Genomic DNA, 14,762 nt, shown 5'->3' on the forward strand with positions numbered 1-14,762 from the left:
TCATTGAATTCTGCGGGAGCATTCATGCAAAAACAGATAGGCCTCGGCGTCATTTTCATTTGTGTGCTGGGCGGTTTCATGATGGCGGGCGGCAACCCCGTTGCTTTGTGGCAACCAGCCGAGTTGATCATCATCATTGGGGCCGCGGCAGGCTCCATGTTCCTGGGTAATTCGAAGGAGGTGATGCACGAGATGTGGCGGCAGATGAAACAATGCTTCAAATCCAACAAGGAGGAGAAGGAGGTTTATCGCGAGTTGCTGACACTGATGCATCAATTGCTGGAAGAGACCCGCAACAAGGGCATGAAGGCACTGGACGAGCATATCGAGAACCCGCAGCAGAGTTCGGTCTTCCTGATGTATCCACAGATTTCGGAAGATCCGCAGTTACTGGGTTTCATCATCGACAACTTGCGTTTGCTGGGCATGGGCAAGATCACCCCGCATGAACTGGATACCGTGCTGGAGCAGGAGATCATGGCGATCGAGGAAGACATGCTCAAGCCGGCACATGCTCTGCACAAGACCGGAGAAGCCTGCCCTGGGTTTGGTATCCTGGCGGCCGTGATGGGGATCATCATCACCATGCAGCAGTTGGATGGCCCTCTGAGCAATATCGGAGTGCATGTTGCTGCCGCACTGGTCGGCACCTTCATCGGTATCTTCCTCTGTTACTGCCTGCTGGAGCCCATCAGCAATGCCATGGAAGAGATGGTCAAGCGCCGGATCGGGCTGCTGATGTGCATCAAATCCATCCTGATTGCCCAGCTACGTGGCAAGACGCCGCTGATTTCCGTCGATTCAGGTCGCAAGATGCTGGAGCCTGACGTGAAGCCCAGTTTCCTTGAACTGGAAGACTGGGTAACGAACAGGGCCATGTAATGCGTAATCACGAGCAGATCATCATCAAGCGCCAGCAGCGGCGCAGCAGCGGCCCCAAAGGGGGAGGGGCCTGGAAAGTCGCCTTTGCCGATTTTACTTTGGCGATGATGGCATTTTTCATGGTGCTATGGATCCTGGCTGTCTCCAGCCAGGAGGAGCGAGAAGTCGTCGCCAGCCGCTTGCGTGATTACAGCATTATGGACAGTGAGGCCAACCCGTTCGACATCAGCAATAGTCCCTATCCGGTAGATCTGGGTGGCAACCCTTCTGTACTGGAGGAGCTAAGCCCGAAATTTGTGGAGCAGGGGCAGCGCATGCCGAGACATATGCAGCGAGATCGCAGCATCTTTTCTGATGGCGCCAGTGGTGGGTATGAGAGCCTGCTGGCCGGCAAGATTGAAGGGGAAGCCCAGATGAAGCAGCTGGCTGGCTTCATTGGTTCTCTGGCCGAGCAGATGCAGGCCAAAAATAATCTGGAGTTGCAGCTGGTACCGCAGGGCCTGCGGATCCTGATCCGTGATGATGACGATCGGGAGATGTACAGCCGGGGTAGTGCCCGTATCAGCCCTTTCTTCCGGCACATGCTGATGGCATTGGCACCGATTTTTCAACGGGTTGAAAACCGCATCATGATCTCGGGCCATACCGACAGCACCCCCTTTGCCGGGGACAACTACAGCAACTGGGAGCTCTCCTCGGATCGAGCCATGATGGCTAGACGTGTCTTGCTGGCGGGTGGCATGCCCCCGGAACGAGTGGGACAGGTGGTTGCCATGTCGGATACCATGCTGGAAAACACCGCCGATCCTCGGGGCAGCCAGAACCGTCGAATCGAGCTGTTGATCATGACCAGTCAGGCAGAAAATAATCTGGAACAGTTGTTCAGTGCACAAACGCAAGCGGCCGTGAAACAGGCCAAGGATGAAACGTCTCATGGACAACCTTGAAGCAGAGCCATCAATATCGACCGAATTCAATGATCCCCGGCGCAAGCTACCCCGCTGGTATCTACATGATGGCACTACGCCCCTGGAGTCACAGAGCTGCGGTATTGCAGCAAGGCTGCTGGTATCAGGTTTGTTGTTTGACAAGAGTATCGGCAGAGCCGTGATCAAGGACATTGGTCCCGGTGGGGTAGGCTTTCTTGCGCCAGCCCGTTTTGTCTTGCCCGAAATAGTTGCCTTATCGCTCTCGCCACGAATTGTGCTGGAGTGCCACATCACCCATCGTCGCCCCATCGGACAGTATCTGAGTTTTTATGGTGCCCGCTGGTCGGAGCCCGAGTCAGTCGATTTATCACCGGTATTGAGTCACTGGCGACACTGTTTCATGGTACCAGAGGCGGGCGTTTCGTCTCCAATCCCAGCGGATCCTGCAACGCCTCCAGCCTGACCGAACCCTTGCTCATATCCAGCCCTCTTGCTGCCTGCAACAACAGAGGGTCGTGCAAACTTTCCAGCGACACTGCCTTGTAAAACACCTGCTTGCTGTTTTGGCGTGTCGGTGCAGGAGATCCTCCCCGGCTGTAGACGATGGGACAGTTGGTGACCCCGGGGGCATCGGGAAGCTGCCATGCCGGATTCCAGCGGCTTGCTTCATTCATCGCGACCCCCTTTGCCATGGCCCATTGCAACAGGGAACAACTGCCAGGGTGTGTGGCAACCTGAATATTTTCCCCTGCTTGCCAGGGGGGCAGGGTGATCTGGTGCTGTTCCGACCGGTCAAGCAACTGTGCCAAGGCAATAAAGCGCGCCACATACAGGCGTGTTTCCATAGGCAGTTGCAGCTCCCATATATTTCGGGTGCCTGCATCGAGTACCGCTTTCAAGATTCTCCCTTCTCCTGCGTTATAGGCTGCCAGTGCCAGCAGCCAGTCCTGGCCAAAAAACTGATAAAGCCAGCCGAGATAGGAGAGAGCCGCATCGGTAGCAAGCGGTAGCGAATAGCGCCCATCAAAGCCCGGTTGCATAGGAATGGAAAAGCGTGCGGCTGTATCGGGCATCAGTTGCCAAGGGCCAGCAGCGCCTGCTGCCGATATCACATCTAGCCGATAACTGCTCTCTATCAGTGGTAAAAAGGCCAGCATACGAGGCAACTTGCGAGCGCTGACCTGATCTGCAACCCAGCGGATCATGGGCTGGGACTGTGTCAGTCGTCTTTGCAGGTGATCGCGTTGCTTCAACAGAAACTGTGTTTGCTGAGTGACCAGTTCGGCTCCTTTTCCCTGAATTGGGGTAGGAAAACCAGCCTGCCAGTGATAGTTATGATAAGAATAACAATAGGGGGAGGTCAGTAATAGAACGCTAACTAGCCAACCGAGAGAGCGACTCATGATATGAGGGGGAGGCAAATAGCATTAGAGAATAAAAACATGATGTATCTCAACAGTTTTCGATAATTTTTGTCGACTGTTCATGTGGAATCCAGGACGTGATAAGCATGATAGCACGAGTAAAAAAGACCCCAAAAGCGGGCAAGGCACTCCAGAAGTTTCTACTGTATTTGATTCTCGCCAATTTTGTATTGATGGGGCTTTATGTCATGCATGCCGGGGAACTGGCATTTGGCGTCAATATCCTGCTGACCTTCCTGCTGATTATCTACAATCTTCTGCTTTGCCAGTTGGTATGCCTGCGAGCTCGCCGGGCTGGTGACGGTTATATCATCTACCCCGTGGTTGGGGTCAGCATCATCCTGTGTACCGTGGTACTCTATCGCTTCATTATTTCCCCCTGATTAGAGCGGTCTTCATACTGGCCGTTAATTAATCAATAGTGCCTTCTCGTAAATAAGTTGTGGAAAATCAACTCATTTAATCCTCGCTGCGAAAATGCTGCGTCAATATGTTCCCCATGCCCGAGATCCTCGCTTGAAAAGCCCTCAGCACGTCCTTAAACTTCAAGGTGGGGAAAAGTGGATCAAAGTGGTTTTTATCGGGCGGTTTGCCCCCTTTAACTCATTTCAGGGACTGCAATTTGTTGCATGGTGCGCATGCCATCAGCCTAGACAGCAAGGGGCGATTGGCGATTCCGACCAAGTACCGTGATTGGCTGCGCGACGAGAGCGAGGGCCAGCTGGTCTGCACCATCGATATTGCTCACCCCTGTCTGCTGCTTTACCCCCTGAACGAATGGGAAGAGATCGAGCGCAAGCTCAAGACCCTCTCCAGCATGAATCCCCTTGAGCGCCGCCTGCAGCGGTTGTTGCTCGGGCATGCGACCGAATGCGAGCTGGACGGCAATGGCCGTCTGCTGCTCAGCCAGCCACTGCGCAGCCACGCGGGGCTGGACAAGAAAATCATGCTGGTGGGCCAGCTCAACAAATTTGAGCTGTGGGATGAAGCCCGCTGGCAACAACAGGTCAATGACGACATTCAGGGCCTGCCCGAGGATGACTGGGCAAGCTCGCCACGACTACAGGATTTCTCTTTATAAATGACCCAAGCCGCTGAACACATCACAGTGCTGCTGCACGAAGCCGTCGAAGGGCTGGCCATCAAGCCGGACGGCATCTACGTCGACGGTACGTTTGGCCGGGGCGGTCACTCGCGCCTTATCCTGCAGCAGCTGGGCTCCAATGGCCGTCTGATCGCCATCGATCGGGATCCCCAGGCCATCGCCGAAGCGGCCAAGATCCAGGATCCGCGTTTCGAGATCGTGCACGGCCCCTTCTCCGGTATCACCACCTACCTGAGTGAGCGCGGCCTGCTGGGCAAGGTCGACGGCTTCCTGCTGGATCTGGGGGTTTCTTCCCCCCAGCTGGACGATGCCGAGCGCGGTTTCAGCTTCATGAAGGACGGTCCGCTCGACATGCGGATGGATCCCACCTCCGGTCAGAGTGCCGCCGAATGGCTGGCCAGGGCCGATGTGGACGACATCGCCTGGGTACTGAAGACCTTCGGCGAGGAGCGCTTTGCCAAGAAGATTGCCCGCGCCATCGTGCATGACCGGGTCACCGAGCCCTATGTCCGCACCCGCCAGCTGGCGGAGATGATCGCCAGGGTCAATCCGAGCAAGGAGAAGGGCAAGCACGCGGCGACCCGCAGCTTCCAGGCCATCCGCATCTATATCAACAGCGAACTGGACGAGATCGAGACCGCACTCAACGGGGCCCTGGAAGTGCTGGCCCCCCACGGCCGCCTCTCCGTCATCAGCTTCCACTCGCTGGAAGACCGGCTGGTGAAGCACTTCATCCGCAAACACGAGAAAGGCCCGGAAGTGCCGCATGGCATTCCGCTGACCGAGGCCCAGCTGGCCGGCGGTCGCAAACTGAAATCGATCGGCAAGGCGCTCAAGCCTTCCGAGCATGAAGTCAACGAAAACAGCCGGTCACGCAGCTCGGTGCTGCGAGTGGCCCAGCGGCTGGCGGAGTAAGTCATGAGTGAGGTGCGTGTTCATCTGGCCAGGGAGATCCTCGGCGATCTCTGGCGGCACAAGCTGCAGGTGGTGCTGGCCATCGCCGTGCTGATCACCGCCTTTGCCGTGATCCTGGTGACCAACATGACCCGCGGCCTCACCGCCAAGCAGAATGACCTGATGGCGGAGGAGGATCGTCTCAACATCGAATGGCGCCACCTGCTGCTGGAGCAGGGCACGCTGGCAGAGCATTCCCGGGTCGCGAGTCTGGCCATGGACAAGTTGCAGATGGCTCGCCCGCTGGTGACCACCGAGAAGGTAATTACACAACCATGAAACGCAAGGCATCCGCCAAGGCCCAACCCAAGGTCAAAGCCCCGTCACTCTATCCGTGGCGCTTTCGCACGCTGGTGTTTTTCATCGGCATTGCGTTTGCCGGCTTGATCCTGCGGCTGGCCTGGATCCAGGTGATCGACCCGGACAGGCTGCGCCAGGAGGGGGACATGCGCTCGCTGCGCACCACCTCCACCCAGGCGGTGCGTGGCATGATCACCGATCGCAACGGCGAACAGCTGGCGGTGTCGGTACCGGTCGAAGCGGTGTGGGCCGATCCCAAGACGGTGCATGAATCCGGTGCGATCCACAACGAACGCGCCTGGATGGCGCTCTCCGCCGTGCTCAAGCTCGACATCAATACCCTCAAGCACCGTATCTCCAACCCGAGCAAGCGCTTCGTCTACCTGCAACGACAGGTGACGCCGGCGGTGTCCGAGTACATCAAGGGGCTCAAGCTGGGCGGCATCTACCTGCGTCCGGAGTCGCGCCGTTTCTATCCGACCGGCGAGATCAGCGCCCATCTGGTAGGGGTGACCAACATCGATGGGCATGGCATCGAGGGGATCGAGCGCAGCTATGACGAATGGCTGACCGCGACCCCGGGCGAGATGCGGGTGCGCAAGGACCGGCAGGGTCGGGTCATCGAGCGGCTCGGGCTGGTGAAAGAGGGCAAGAACGCCAACGATCTGCAGCTGAGCATCGATCAGCGGGTACAGGCGCTGGCCTACCGGGCACTCAAGCGGGCCACCGACGAGAACAAGGCGACCTCCGGCTCCATGGTGATGCTGGACGTGAAGACCGGCGAGGTGCTCGCCATGGTCAACACCCCCTCCTACAACCCCAACAACCGCGGTCAGTACCAGAGTTTCCGGGTGCGCAACCGGGTGGTGACCGACACCTATGAACCGGGTTCGACCGTCAAACCCCTGATCCTGCTGAGTGCCCTGCAGGCCGGCGTCACCAGCTGGAAGGACACCATCCAGGGCGGCCCCCTGTTCATCGGGGCCAAGCAGATCCGCGACGTGAGTATTCACAAGGCGACCAACCTGTACGACATCCTGCGCTATTCCTCCAACATCGGCATGTCGCGTATCGCACTGCGGATGCCCGCCCAGGAGATGATCAACACCCTCAGCATGGTGGGCTTCGGGATGGATACCGGCAGCGGCCTGATGGGCGAGAGCAGCGGCATGCTGCCCCAGCGCCGGCGCTGGTCCGATATCGAACGGGCCACTCTGTCGTTCGGCTATGGCCTGCGGGTGACCCCGCTGCAGCTGGCCTCTGCCTATGCCACCCTGGCCAACAAGGGCAAGCGGGTGCCCATCTCCATCGTCAAGGTGAGCGAGCCGCCCAAGGGCGAGCAGGTCATCGATCACAACAACGCCACCGCCATGCTGCAGGCGCTGGAGTACGTGGTCGACAACGCCATTCCGAAAGCCAAGATCCCGGGCTACCGGGTCGGCGGCAAGAGTGGTACCGCCAAGGTCGCCGTGGCCGGCGGCTACGGCAAGGATTACATGGCCTGGTTCGCCGGCTTCGCCCCGGCCAGCAACCCGCGCTTCGTCATGGTGGTGGTGATCAACGAGCCCAAGGGCGATGCCTACTACGGTGGCGCCGTGGCGACCCCGCCGTTTGCCGAAGCCATGGGCGGGGTGCTGCAACTCTTCAATATTCGTCCCGACGCTGTGCCGCCAGCGGTACCCACCAAACTTGCCCGTACGGAGGCTTCCAATGTTGTCCCGCGCACTTGATCAGCTGATGCGCCCCTTTGGCATTACTGCCCCGGCGCTCGCACTCACCGACATCCAGCTGGACAGTCGGCGTGTCGGGCCCGGTTGTCTCTTCGTGGCGATTCGCGGGCATCAGGTGGATGGCAGACGGTTTATCGAACAGGCGGTGGCTCAGGGAGCGACCGCCGTACTGTTTGAAGAGGACGGGGAATTCGTGGCACCAACGCTGGCCGTGCCCTGCATCGGCGTGCCCAACCTGCCGGCCCGCCTCTCCGAGCTGGCCGGCTATTTCTACGACCAGCCGGCCAGCAAGCTGGCGCTGGTGGGCATCACAGGCACCAACGGCAAGAGCACCACGGCACTGCTGGTCGCCAACTGGCGCACCCTGCTTGGGGGCAAGGCCGGGGTGATGGGCACGATCGGCAACGGCCTGTTCGGCGATCTCATCGAAGCGGAGAATACCACCGGCAGCGCGCTGCAGGTGCAGGCCAATTTGGCCGCCCTGCAGGCGCAGGGGGCGGATCTGGTGGCGATGGAGGTTTCCAGCCACGGTCTGGTGCAGCATCGCGTGGCAGCCCTGCCGTTTGCCGCTGCTGTATTCACCAACCTGAGCCGGGATCACCTGGACTATCACGGCACCATGGAGGCCTATGGCGCCGCCAAGGAAGAGCTGCTGAAACTGGTGGCCGAACCTTGCGCCGTGCTCAATGCCGATGACCGCCTGGGTCGCCAGTGGCTGGCCGCTTATCCGGCCGCGGTGGCGTTCAGCGTACACGGCCCGGTGGCCAATCACCCGGGGCGACAGCTGACGGCGCAAGATCCCCATTTCCACCAGCAAGGTTTTCGCACGCAGATTAACTCCAGTTGGGGGAATGGTGTATTATCCGCCCCCTTGCTCGGGCGCTTCAACGTCAGCAATGTGCTGGCCGCGATGGGCGCCATGCTGGTGCTCGGCTATGACTTCGACGAGTTGCTGGCCACCGCGCCGCAACTGCAGCCGGTGACCGGTCGCATGGAGTGTTTCGGTGGCGGCAAGGCGCCGCTCGCCGTGGTCGACTATGCCCACACGCCGGATGCGCTGGAGAAGGCGCTGCAGGCCCTGCGGGTGCACTGTGAAGGACGGCTCTGGTGCCTGGTGGGATGTGGCGGCGACAGGGATCGCGGCAAGCGTCCCATGATGGCCGCCATGGCCGAGCTGCATGCGGATCGCGTGATCCTGACCGACGACAACCCCCGTACCGAGGAGCCGGCCCGGATCATGGCCGACATGGTGGCGGGTCTTCGCGATCCTGGCGCCGTGCAGATCGAGCACGACAGAGTCAAGGCGATCCAGCTGGCGCTGAGCCAGGCAAACAAACAGGACATCATCCTGGTGGCCGGTAAAGGCCACGAGGATTATCAGATCATTGGAACCGACAAGCGGCACTACAGCGACCGGGAAACCGTCGCGGCCGCCTTGCACACATTATTGGAGTCATTCGCATGATGACCCTCAGGCTTGCCGAGCTGGCGCAGGTACTCGATGCCCGTCTGATTGGTGAAGACGAAGCGATCACGGCTGTCAGTACCGACACCCGTACCCTGGGTGCCGGCGCGCTGTTCGTGGCGCTGCGCGGCGAGCGTTTCGATGCCCACGATTTCTGCGACCAGGCCGTGGCTGCCGGCGCCTCCGCCCTGCTGGTGGAGCGTGAACTGCCGCTAGCGATCCCCCAGCTGGTGGTGGCCGATACCCTCAAGGGACTGGGCCGCCTCGGTCGGCTGGTGCGCGAGCGCATCAACCCGAAAGTGCTGGCCATCACCGGCAGCTGCGGCAAGACCACGGTGAAGGAGATGGCGACCGCCATCCTGCGCCAGGAAGGGGACGTGCTGGCCACCGCCGGCAACTTCAACAACGAGGTGGGGGTGCCGCTCACCCTGCTGCGCCTCGAGCCGAAACACCAGTTCGCGGTGATGGAGCTGGGGGCCAACCACCCGGGCGAGATCGCCTGGACCACCTCGCTGGCCAGACCCGATGCCGCCATCATCAACAACGTGGCGGCCGCCCATCTGGAGGGCTTCGGCTCGCTGGAAGGGGTGTTCCACGCCAAGAGCGAGATTTTTGAGGGCCTGGGTGAAGGTGGCACCGCCATCGTCAACGCCGACAACGAGTTCTGGCCCAAATGGCAGGCCCGCGGCATTCATTGCGCCTTCTCCATCGAGGATCAGCGTCAGCCGTTCCACGCCAGAGACGTGGTGATCAATCAGCAGGGCTGTGCCGAGTTCGTCATGGTGACCCCGCAGGGCGAAGTGAGCCTGACCCTGGCCATTCCGGGCCGCCACAATGTGGCCAACGCGCTGGCCGCTGCCGCTGGCACGCTGGCGCTCGGCGCTTCGCTCGCCTCGGTCAAGGCCGGGCTCGAGCAGATGGCGCCGGTCAAGGGCCGCTTCTGTGTCCAGCGCTGGGGTGGCCTCACCCTGGTGGACGACACCTACAACGCCAGCGTGGAGTCCGTGCTGGCGGGCATCGATACCTTGACTGCCATGAACGGCTACAAGGTGCTGGTGTTCGGTGACATGAAGGAGTTGGGTGAGGAGTCCGCCGAGCAGCATGCCCGGGTCGGTCGCCACGCCCGCGAGCGCGGTCTGGATGCCGTGCTGACGGTAGGAGAACAGAGTCGCCACACCGCAGATGCCGCGGCTGGCCGACATTTCGATAACAAGGCGTCGTTGTTTGAAGTGCTTGCGCAAATGATAAAAACACATCAAGAAATTTCGATTCTGGTCAAGGGTGCCCGCGGCTCCCGCATGGAAGATATCGTCGAGATGGTCAAAGACCATCAGGAGTCGGCCACATGCTAGTCTGGCTGGCGGAACTGCTCACCCCGCACTTCACCTTCTTCAACGTCTTCTCCTACCTGACGTTTCGCGCCATCCTGTCGATCATCACCGGTCTGGTGGTGGCGCTCTGGATGGGGCCGCGCCTCATCCGCCGCCTGCAGATCCTCAAATTCGGCCAGGTGATCCGCAATGACGGCCCCGAGTCACACCTGAGCAAGAAAGGCACCCCGACCATGGGCGGCCTGATGATCATCGCCGCCATCTTCATCTCGGTACTGCTCTGGTGCCGTCTCGACAACCCTTATGTGTGGCTGGTGCTGTTCGTGCTGGGTGCCTACGGCGCCATCGGCTTCGCCGATGACTACCTCAAGGTGGTGCGCAAGAACACCGACGGCCTGATCGCCCGCTGGAAGTACTTCTGGCAGTCCGCCGTTGCGCTGGGGGTGGCTGTGTTCCTCTACGCCACCGCCACCCACGACGGTCAGACCCAGCTGGTGGTGCCCTTCCTCAAGGACGTGATGCCGCAGCTCGGCCTGATGTTCATCCTGCTGACCTACTTCGTCATCGTCGGCACCTCCAACGCGGTCAATCTCACGGATGGTCTGGATGGTCTGGCCATCATGCCGACCGTGATGGTGGCGGGGGGCTTCGCCTTCATCGCCTGGGCGACCGGCAACGTCAATTTTGCCAGCTACCTGCACATTCCCTACGTGCCCTATACCTCCGAGCTGGTGATCGTCTGTACCGCCATCGTCGGCGCCGGTCTGGGGTTCCTTTGGTTCAACACTTATCCGGCCCAGGTGTTCATGGGGGACGTGGGTTCCCTGGCGCTGGGCGGCGCGCTCGGCACCATCGCCGTGCTGGTGCGTCAGGAGTTCCTGCTGGTGATCATGGGCGGGGTCTTCGTGATGGAGACCGTCTCGGTGATCCTGCAGGTAGGTTCCTACAAGCTGCGCGGCGTGCGCATCTTCCGCATGGCGCCGATCCATCACCACTATGAGAAGAAGGGCTGGCCTGAGCCGCGCGTCATCGTGCGCTTCTGGATCATCACCCTCATGCTGGTGCTGCTCGGCCTTGCCACCCTGAAGGTGAGGTAAGCCATGGTCATCATCATCGGACTCGGCAAAACCGGACTCTCCTGCGTCGACTACTTCCTCGGCCGTGGCGTCACGCCGCTGGTGATGGACACCCGCGCCAACCCGCCTGGCAAGGATCAGCTGCCGCCTGAGGTGGAGCTCATTCACGGGCTGGACGGCGAGCGCCTCAAGCAGGCGCACATGATAGTGGCGAGCCCGGGCATCGCCCTGGCCACCCCCGAACTGAAAGCCGCCGCCGAGTGCGGGGTGCAGATCGTCGGTGACATCGAGCTGTTCGTGCGTGATACCGAAGTGCCGGTCATCGCCATCACCGGCTCCAACGGCAAGAGCACTGTGACTACCCTGGTGGGCGAGATGATCGCCGAAGCCGGCCTCAAGGTCGGGGTGGGTGGCAACATAGGCACGCCGGCGCTTGAGCTGCTCAAGCAGCCGATGGATCTCTGCGTGCTGGAGCTCTCCAGCTTCCAGCTGGAGACCACCCACAGCCTGCGCGCCGCCGCTTCCGTGGTATTGAACCTCAGTGAAGATCATATGGATCGCTATCAGGGCATGGCCGACTACCGCGCCGCCAAGATGGAGATCCATCAGCACTCCCAGCACATTCTGGTCAATCGTGACGATGCCCAGACTCTGCCCGACGTGGGTCAGGTGTGGCAGAGCTTCGGTCTCGACTACAACGGTTATGGCCGCTGTGAATTGGAGGGGCGCCAGTGGCTGACCCTGCACGGCGAGCCGTTGCTGGCGGTGGACGAGATGAAGATCGTCGGTGCCCACAACCAGGCCAACGCCTTGGCCGCCATGGCCCTGTGCGATGCGGTGGGCATTCCGCGTGAGCCCCAGCTCGCCGTGCTGCGCCGCTTCGAGGGGTTGCCGCACCGCGCCCGCTTCGTGCGCGAGGTGAACGGGGTGCGCTGGATCAACGACTCCAAGGCCACCAACGTGGGAGCGACCCTGGCCGCCGTGGCCGGGGTGCGTGAATCGGTGAAAGGCCGTCTGCTGCTGCTGGCCGGCGGCCAGGGCAAGGGCCAGGATTTCGGCCCGGTGCAGGCCCTGCTCGGCAGCCAGATCGATCACATGTACTGCTTCGGCCAGGATGCCGAGGTGCTGTTGGCACTGGGTGAGCAGACCGAGCGGGTTGCCGATCTCGATGCCGCGGTCGTCAAGGCGGCTGCCGATGCCATGCCCGGCGACTGGGTGCTGCTGGCGCCCGCCTGCGCCAGCCTGGACCAGTTCAAGTCTTTCGAAGCGCGCGGTGATCGTTTCACCGAGCTGGTACAAAAGTTATGAATGCCCTTCGTGCGGTAGCGGGTTTCCTGCAGCGCTGGCTGTTGCCGGCGCGCCCTGCCGGTCTCTATGACCGGCAGCTGGTGGTGCTGGCGCTGGCGCTGATGGCGGTGGGTCTGGTGATAGTTGCGTCCGCCTCCATCCCGGAGGGGATCGCCATCAACAACGATCCCTTCATGTTCGTGAAGCGCCATGGCCTGTTCTTGCTGATGGCGCTCGGGGTCTCCTGGTTCGTACTGCAGGTACCCATGGCCCGCTGGCAACACTACAACGGCCCCATGCTGCTGCTGGCCATCGTCATGCTGGTGCTGGTGCTGCTGGTGGGGCGCAGCGTCAACGGCTCGGTGCGCTGGTTGCCACTCGGCCCCTTCAACCTGCAGCCTGCCGAGTTTGGCAAGCTGGCATTGTTTGTCTATCTGGCCGGCTACCTGGTACGCCGCCAGAGCGAGGTGCGCGAACGCTTCATCGGCTTCATGAAGCCGATGGCGGTGCTGTTCGTGGTGGCCATCCTGCTGCTGGCACAGCCTGACCTGGGTTCTGTGGTGGTGATGTTCGTGACGTCGCTGGGCATGCTGTTCCTGGCCGGCGCCCGCCTGGTGCAGTTCATCGGCCTCATCCTGGTGGGGGTGAGCGCGGTAGTGACCCTGATCATCGCCGAGCCCTACCGGATGCGGCGGGTCACCTCCTTCCTCGACCCCTGGGCCGATCCGTTCGGCAGCGGCTACCAGCTGACCCAGTCGCTGATGGCCTTCGGTCGTGGCAGCTGGTTTGGCGAGGGGCTCGGCAACTCCATCCAGAAGATGGAGTACCTGCCGGAGGCGCACACCGACTTCGTGTTTGCGATCCTGGGTGAAGAGCTGGGGTATGTGGGCGTGCTGGGCGCGCTCTTCCTTATCTTCGCGCTCTCGGTCAAGGCGCTCAAGCTGGGCCACCAGGCACTGGTGGCGGAGCGGCTGTATGAAGGCTATCTGGCCATCGGCATCGGCATCTGGTTCAGCTTCCAGACCTTCGTCAACGTCGGTGCCGCCAGCGGCATGATGCCGACCAAGGGTCTGACCCTGCCGCTGGTCAGTTATGGTGGTTCGAGCCTCATCATCATGATGGTGGCGGTGAGCATGTTGATTCGTATCGATTTCGAGTTGCGTCAGGCCAGTGCCCAGGCGCGCGTGCGGGAGGTTTAGTGAGCAAGACGCTGTTGGTGATGGCAGGCGGTACCGGGGGCCACGTGTTCCCCGGTTTGGCCGTGGCCGATCGCCTCAAGGCCCAGGGCTGGACCATTCACTGGCTCGGCACCGCCGACCGGATGGAGGCGGAGCTGGTGCCTGCCCATGGTTATCCCATCTCCTTCATCGATATCCAGGGGGTGCGTGGCAATGGCATCAAGCGGCTGCTGGCGGCCCCCTATCGCATCGTCAAATCCGTGCTGCAGGCGCGCCGGGTGCTCAAGACCATTCGCCCCGACGTGGTGCTCGGCATGGGCGGTTTTGCCTCCGGTCCGGGTGGCGTGGCCGCCTGGCTGTCCGGCATCCCGTTGCTGCTGCATGAGCAGAATGCTGCGGCCGGCATGACCAACAAGCTGCTGGCTCGTCTCGCCAAGCGGGTGCTGATGGCCTTCCCGGGCGCCTTTGCGCCAAGCCGTCGCACCGCCGTGGTGGGCAACCCGGTGCGTCCCGAGGTGGTGGCCCTGCCGGATCCGCAACTGCGCAGCAGTGCAGAGCCGCTGCGGCTGCTGATCGTCGGTGGCAGCCTGGGGGCCCGGGTGCTCAACGAGCAGGTGCCGCCGGCGGTGGCGGCGGCCGGTGTGCCCATCGAGGTGCGTCACCAGTGCGGCAAGGGCAATCGCGATGCCGTGGCCGAGGCCTACGCCAAGCAGGGCGTTGCGGCCGAGGTGAGTGAATTTATCAAGGACATGGCCGGTGCCTATGCCTGGGCAGACCTGGTGGTGTGCCGGGCCGGGGCGCTGACCGTCTCCGAAGTCGCCGCCGCTGGGGTTGCCGCCATTTTTGTGCCGCTGCCCCACGCGGTGGATGATCACCAGACCCGCAACGCCCTGACCCTGGTCGACGGTGGTGCGGCTGAATTCCTGCCTCAATCCGAGCTGACCACGGCCTCGCTGGCCGCGCGTCTCTCCTGGCTTGCCGGGCGCAGGGAAACCCTATTGAACATGGCCCAGGCCGCCCGTCGCGTCGCCATCATCGATGCCGCCGAGCGGGTCGCCGATGAGTGCAAACGCCTGGCGACCGGGCAGAGCGAGAGATGAT

The 14,762-nt window shown here is 61.6% G+C and carries 14 protein-coding genes; 13 read left to right on the forward strand and 1 reads right to left on the reverse strand.

Features of this window, described 5'->3' with window-relative positions:
• The first annotated feature begins 24 nt into the window (after positions 1-24).
• Both lafT and lafU read left to right on the forward strand, forming a co-directional pair.
• Positions 25-882, forward strand: coding sequence for a lateral flagellar motor stator protein LafT (gene lafT / locus ACB033_RS10860; protein WP_005305741.1), 858 nt, complete (start codon positions 25-27; stop codon positions 880-882).
• Positions 882-1,829, forward strand: a complete 948-nt coding sequence (gene lafU, locus ACB033_RS10865; RefSeq protein WP_371140515.1) for a lateral flagellar motor protein LafU — start codon at positions 882-884, stop codon at positions 1,827-1,829. Before lafT ends, lafU begins: the two co-directional genes overlap by 1 nt.
• 380 nt (positions 1,830-2,209) lie before the next feature.
• Here the strand turns inward: lafU and ACB033_RS10870 are convergent, their stop codons facing one another.
• A complete protein-coding gene (locus ACB033_RS10870; RefSeq protein WP_139430608.1) occupies positions 2,210-3,064 on the reverse strand; it encodes a lytic transglycosylase domain-containing protein in 855 nt (284 codons plus the stop codon).
• Between the two features lie 257 nt (positions 3,065-3,321).
• Between ACB033_RS10870 and ACB033_RS10875 the strand changes: the two genes are divergently transcribed.
• The 11 genes from ACB033_RS10875 (at position 3,322) to murG (ending at position 14,761) form a co-directional block, all read left to right on the forward strand.
• Positions 3,322-3,618, forward strand: coding sequence for a hypothetical protein (locus ACB033_RS10875; RefSeq protein ID WP_005305733.1), 297 nt, complete (start codon positions 3,322-3,324; stop codon positions 3,616-3,618).
• Positions 3,619-3,857: 239 nt separating this feature from the next.
• A complete protein-coding gene (gene mraZ, locus ACB033_RS10880; protein ID WP_139725701.1) occupies positions 3,858-4,316 on the forward strand; it encodes a division/cell wall cluster transcriptional repressor MraZ in 459 nt (152 codons plus the stop codon).
• Positions 4,317-5,255: a 16S rRNA (cytosine(1402)-N(4))-methyltransferase RsmH gene (gene rsmH, locus ACB033_RS10885; RefSeq protein WP_139725700.1), complete on the forward strand. Its 939-nt coding sequence runs from the start codon at positions 4,317-4,319 to the stop codon at positions 5,253-5,255.
• A gap of 3 nt (positions 5,256-5,258) precedes the next feature.
• The gene (ftsL, locus tag ACB033_RS10890) at positions 5,259-5,573 is read left to right on the forward strand and encodes a cell division protein FtsL (protein WP_005305726.1); all 315 of its coding nucleotides are present in this window, start codon (positions 5,259-5,261) and stop codon (positions 5,571-5,573) included.
• Entirely contained in the window at positions 5,570-7,324 is a 1,755-nt protein-coding gene (locus tag ACB033_RS10895; protein ID WP_005305719.1) for a peptidoglycan glycosyltransferase FtsI, read from the forward strand. Before ftsL ends, ACB033_RS10895 begins: the two co-directional genes overlap by 4 nt.
• Entirely contained in the window at positions 7,305-8,789 is a 1,485-nt protein-coding gene (gene murE, locus ACB033_RS10900; protein WP_139725699.1) for a UDP-N-acetylmuramoyl-L-alanyl-D-glutamate--2,6-diaminopimelate ligase, read from the forward strand. The genes ACB033_RS10895 and murE overlap by 20 nt, the downstream gene beginning before the upstream one ends.
• Positions 8,786-10,141: a UDP-N-acetylmuramoyl-tripeptide--D-alanyl-D-alanine ligase gene (murF, locus tag ACB033_RS10905; RefSeq protein ID WP_139725698.1), complete on the forward strand. Its 1,356-nt coding sequence runs from the start codon at positions 8,786-8,788 to the stop codon at positions 10,139-10,141. Before murE ends, murF begins: the two co-directional genes overlap by 4 nt.
• Positions 10,135-11,217, forward strand: coding sequence for a phospho-N-acetylmuramoyl-pentapeptide-transferase (gene mraY / locus ACB033_RS10910; RefSeq protein WP_139725697.1), 1,083 nt, complete (start codon positions 10,135-10,137; stop codon positions 11,215-11,217). The genes murF and mraY overlap by 7 nt, the downstream gene beginning before the upstream one ends.
• Positions 11,218-11,220: 3 nt before the next feature.
• The gene (gene murD / locus ACB033_RS10915; protein WP_371140516.1) at positions 11,221-12,504 is read left to right on the forward strand and encodes a UDP-N-acetylmuramoyl-L-alanine--D-glutamate ligase; all 1,284 of its coding nucleotides are present in this window, start codon (positions 11,221-11,223) and stop codon (positions 12,502-12,504) included.
• Positions 12,501-13,682 carry a cell division protein FtsW gene (ftsW, locus tag ACB033_RS10920; protein WP_005305703.1) on the forward strand — a complete coding sequence of 394 codons (1,182 nt, stop codon included), beginning with the start codon at positions 12,501-12,503 and terminating at the stop codon, positions 13,680-13,682. The genes murD and ftsW overlap by 4 nt, the downstream gene beginning before the upstream one ends.
• Entirely contained in the window at positions 13,682-14,761 is a 1,080-nt protein-coding gene (gene murG / locus ACB033_RS10925; protein ID WP_010635949.1) for an undecaprenyldiphospho-muramoylpentapeptide beta-N-acetylglucosaminyltransferase, read from the forward strand. Before ftsW ends, murG begins: the two co-directional genes overlap by 1 nt.
• The last annotated feature ends 1 nt before the right edge of the window (position 14,762 follow it).

Source organism: Aeromonas sp. S15(2024), assembly GCF_041402265.1.
GTDB classification, from domain to species: Bacteria; Pseudomonadota; Gammaproteobacteria; order Enterobacterales; family Aeromonadaceae; genus Aeromonas; species Aeromonas dhakensis.

What these genes read in the sequence shown, in the direction of transcription:
- lafT (WP_005305741.1), top strand. Translation starts at nt 25, where the DNA reads ATGCAAAAACAGATAGGCCTCGGCGTCATTTTCATTTGTGTGCTGGGC.
- lafU (WP_371140515.1), top strand. Translation starts at nt 882, where the DNA reads ATGCGTAATCACGAGCAGATCATCATCAAGCGCCAGCAGCGGCGCAGC.
- ACB033_RS10875 (WP_005305733.1), top strand. Translation starts at nt 3,322, where the DNA reads ATGATAGCACGAGTAAAAAAGACCCCAAAAGCGGGCAAGGCACTCCAG.
- rsmH (WP_139725700.1), top strand. Translation starts at nt 4,317, where the DNA reads ATGACCCAAGCCGCTGAACACATCACAGTGCTGCTGCACGAAGCCGTC.
- ftsL (WP_005305726.1), top strand. Translation starts at nt 5,259, where the DNA reads ATGAGTGAGGTGCGTGTTCATCTGGCCAGGGAGATCCTCGGCGATCTC.
- ACB033_RS10895 (WP_005305719.1), top strand. Translation starts at nt 5,570, where the DNA reads ATGAAACGCAAGGCATCCGCCAAGGCCCAACCCAAGGTCAAAGCCCCG.
- murE (WP_139725699.1), top strand. Translation starts at nt 7,305, where the DNA reads ATGTTGTCCCGCGCACTTGATCAGCTGATGCGCCCCTTTGGCATTACT.
- murF (WP_139725698.1), top strand. Translation starts at nt 8,786, where the DNA reads ATGATGACCCTCAGGCTTGCCGAGCTGGCGCAGGTACTCGATGCCCGT.
- mraY (WP_139725697.1), top strand. Translation starts at nt 10,135, where the DNA reads ATGCTAGTCTGGCTGGCGGAACTGCTCACCCCGCACTTCACCTTCTTC.
- murD (WP_371140516.1), top strand. Translation starts at nt 11,221, where the DNA reads ATGGTCATCATCATCGGACTCGGCAAAACCGGACTCTCCTGCGTCGAC.
- ftsW (WP_005305703.1), top strand. Translation starts at nt 12,501, where the DNA reads ATGAATGCCCTTCGTGCGGTAGCGGGTTTCCTGCAGCGCTGGCTGTTG.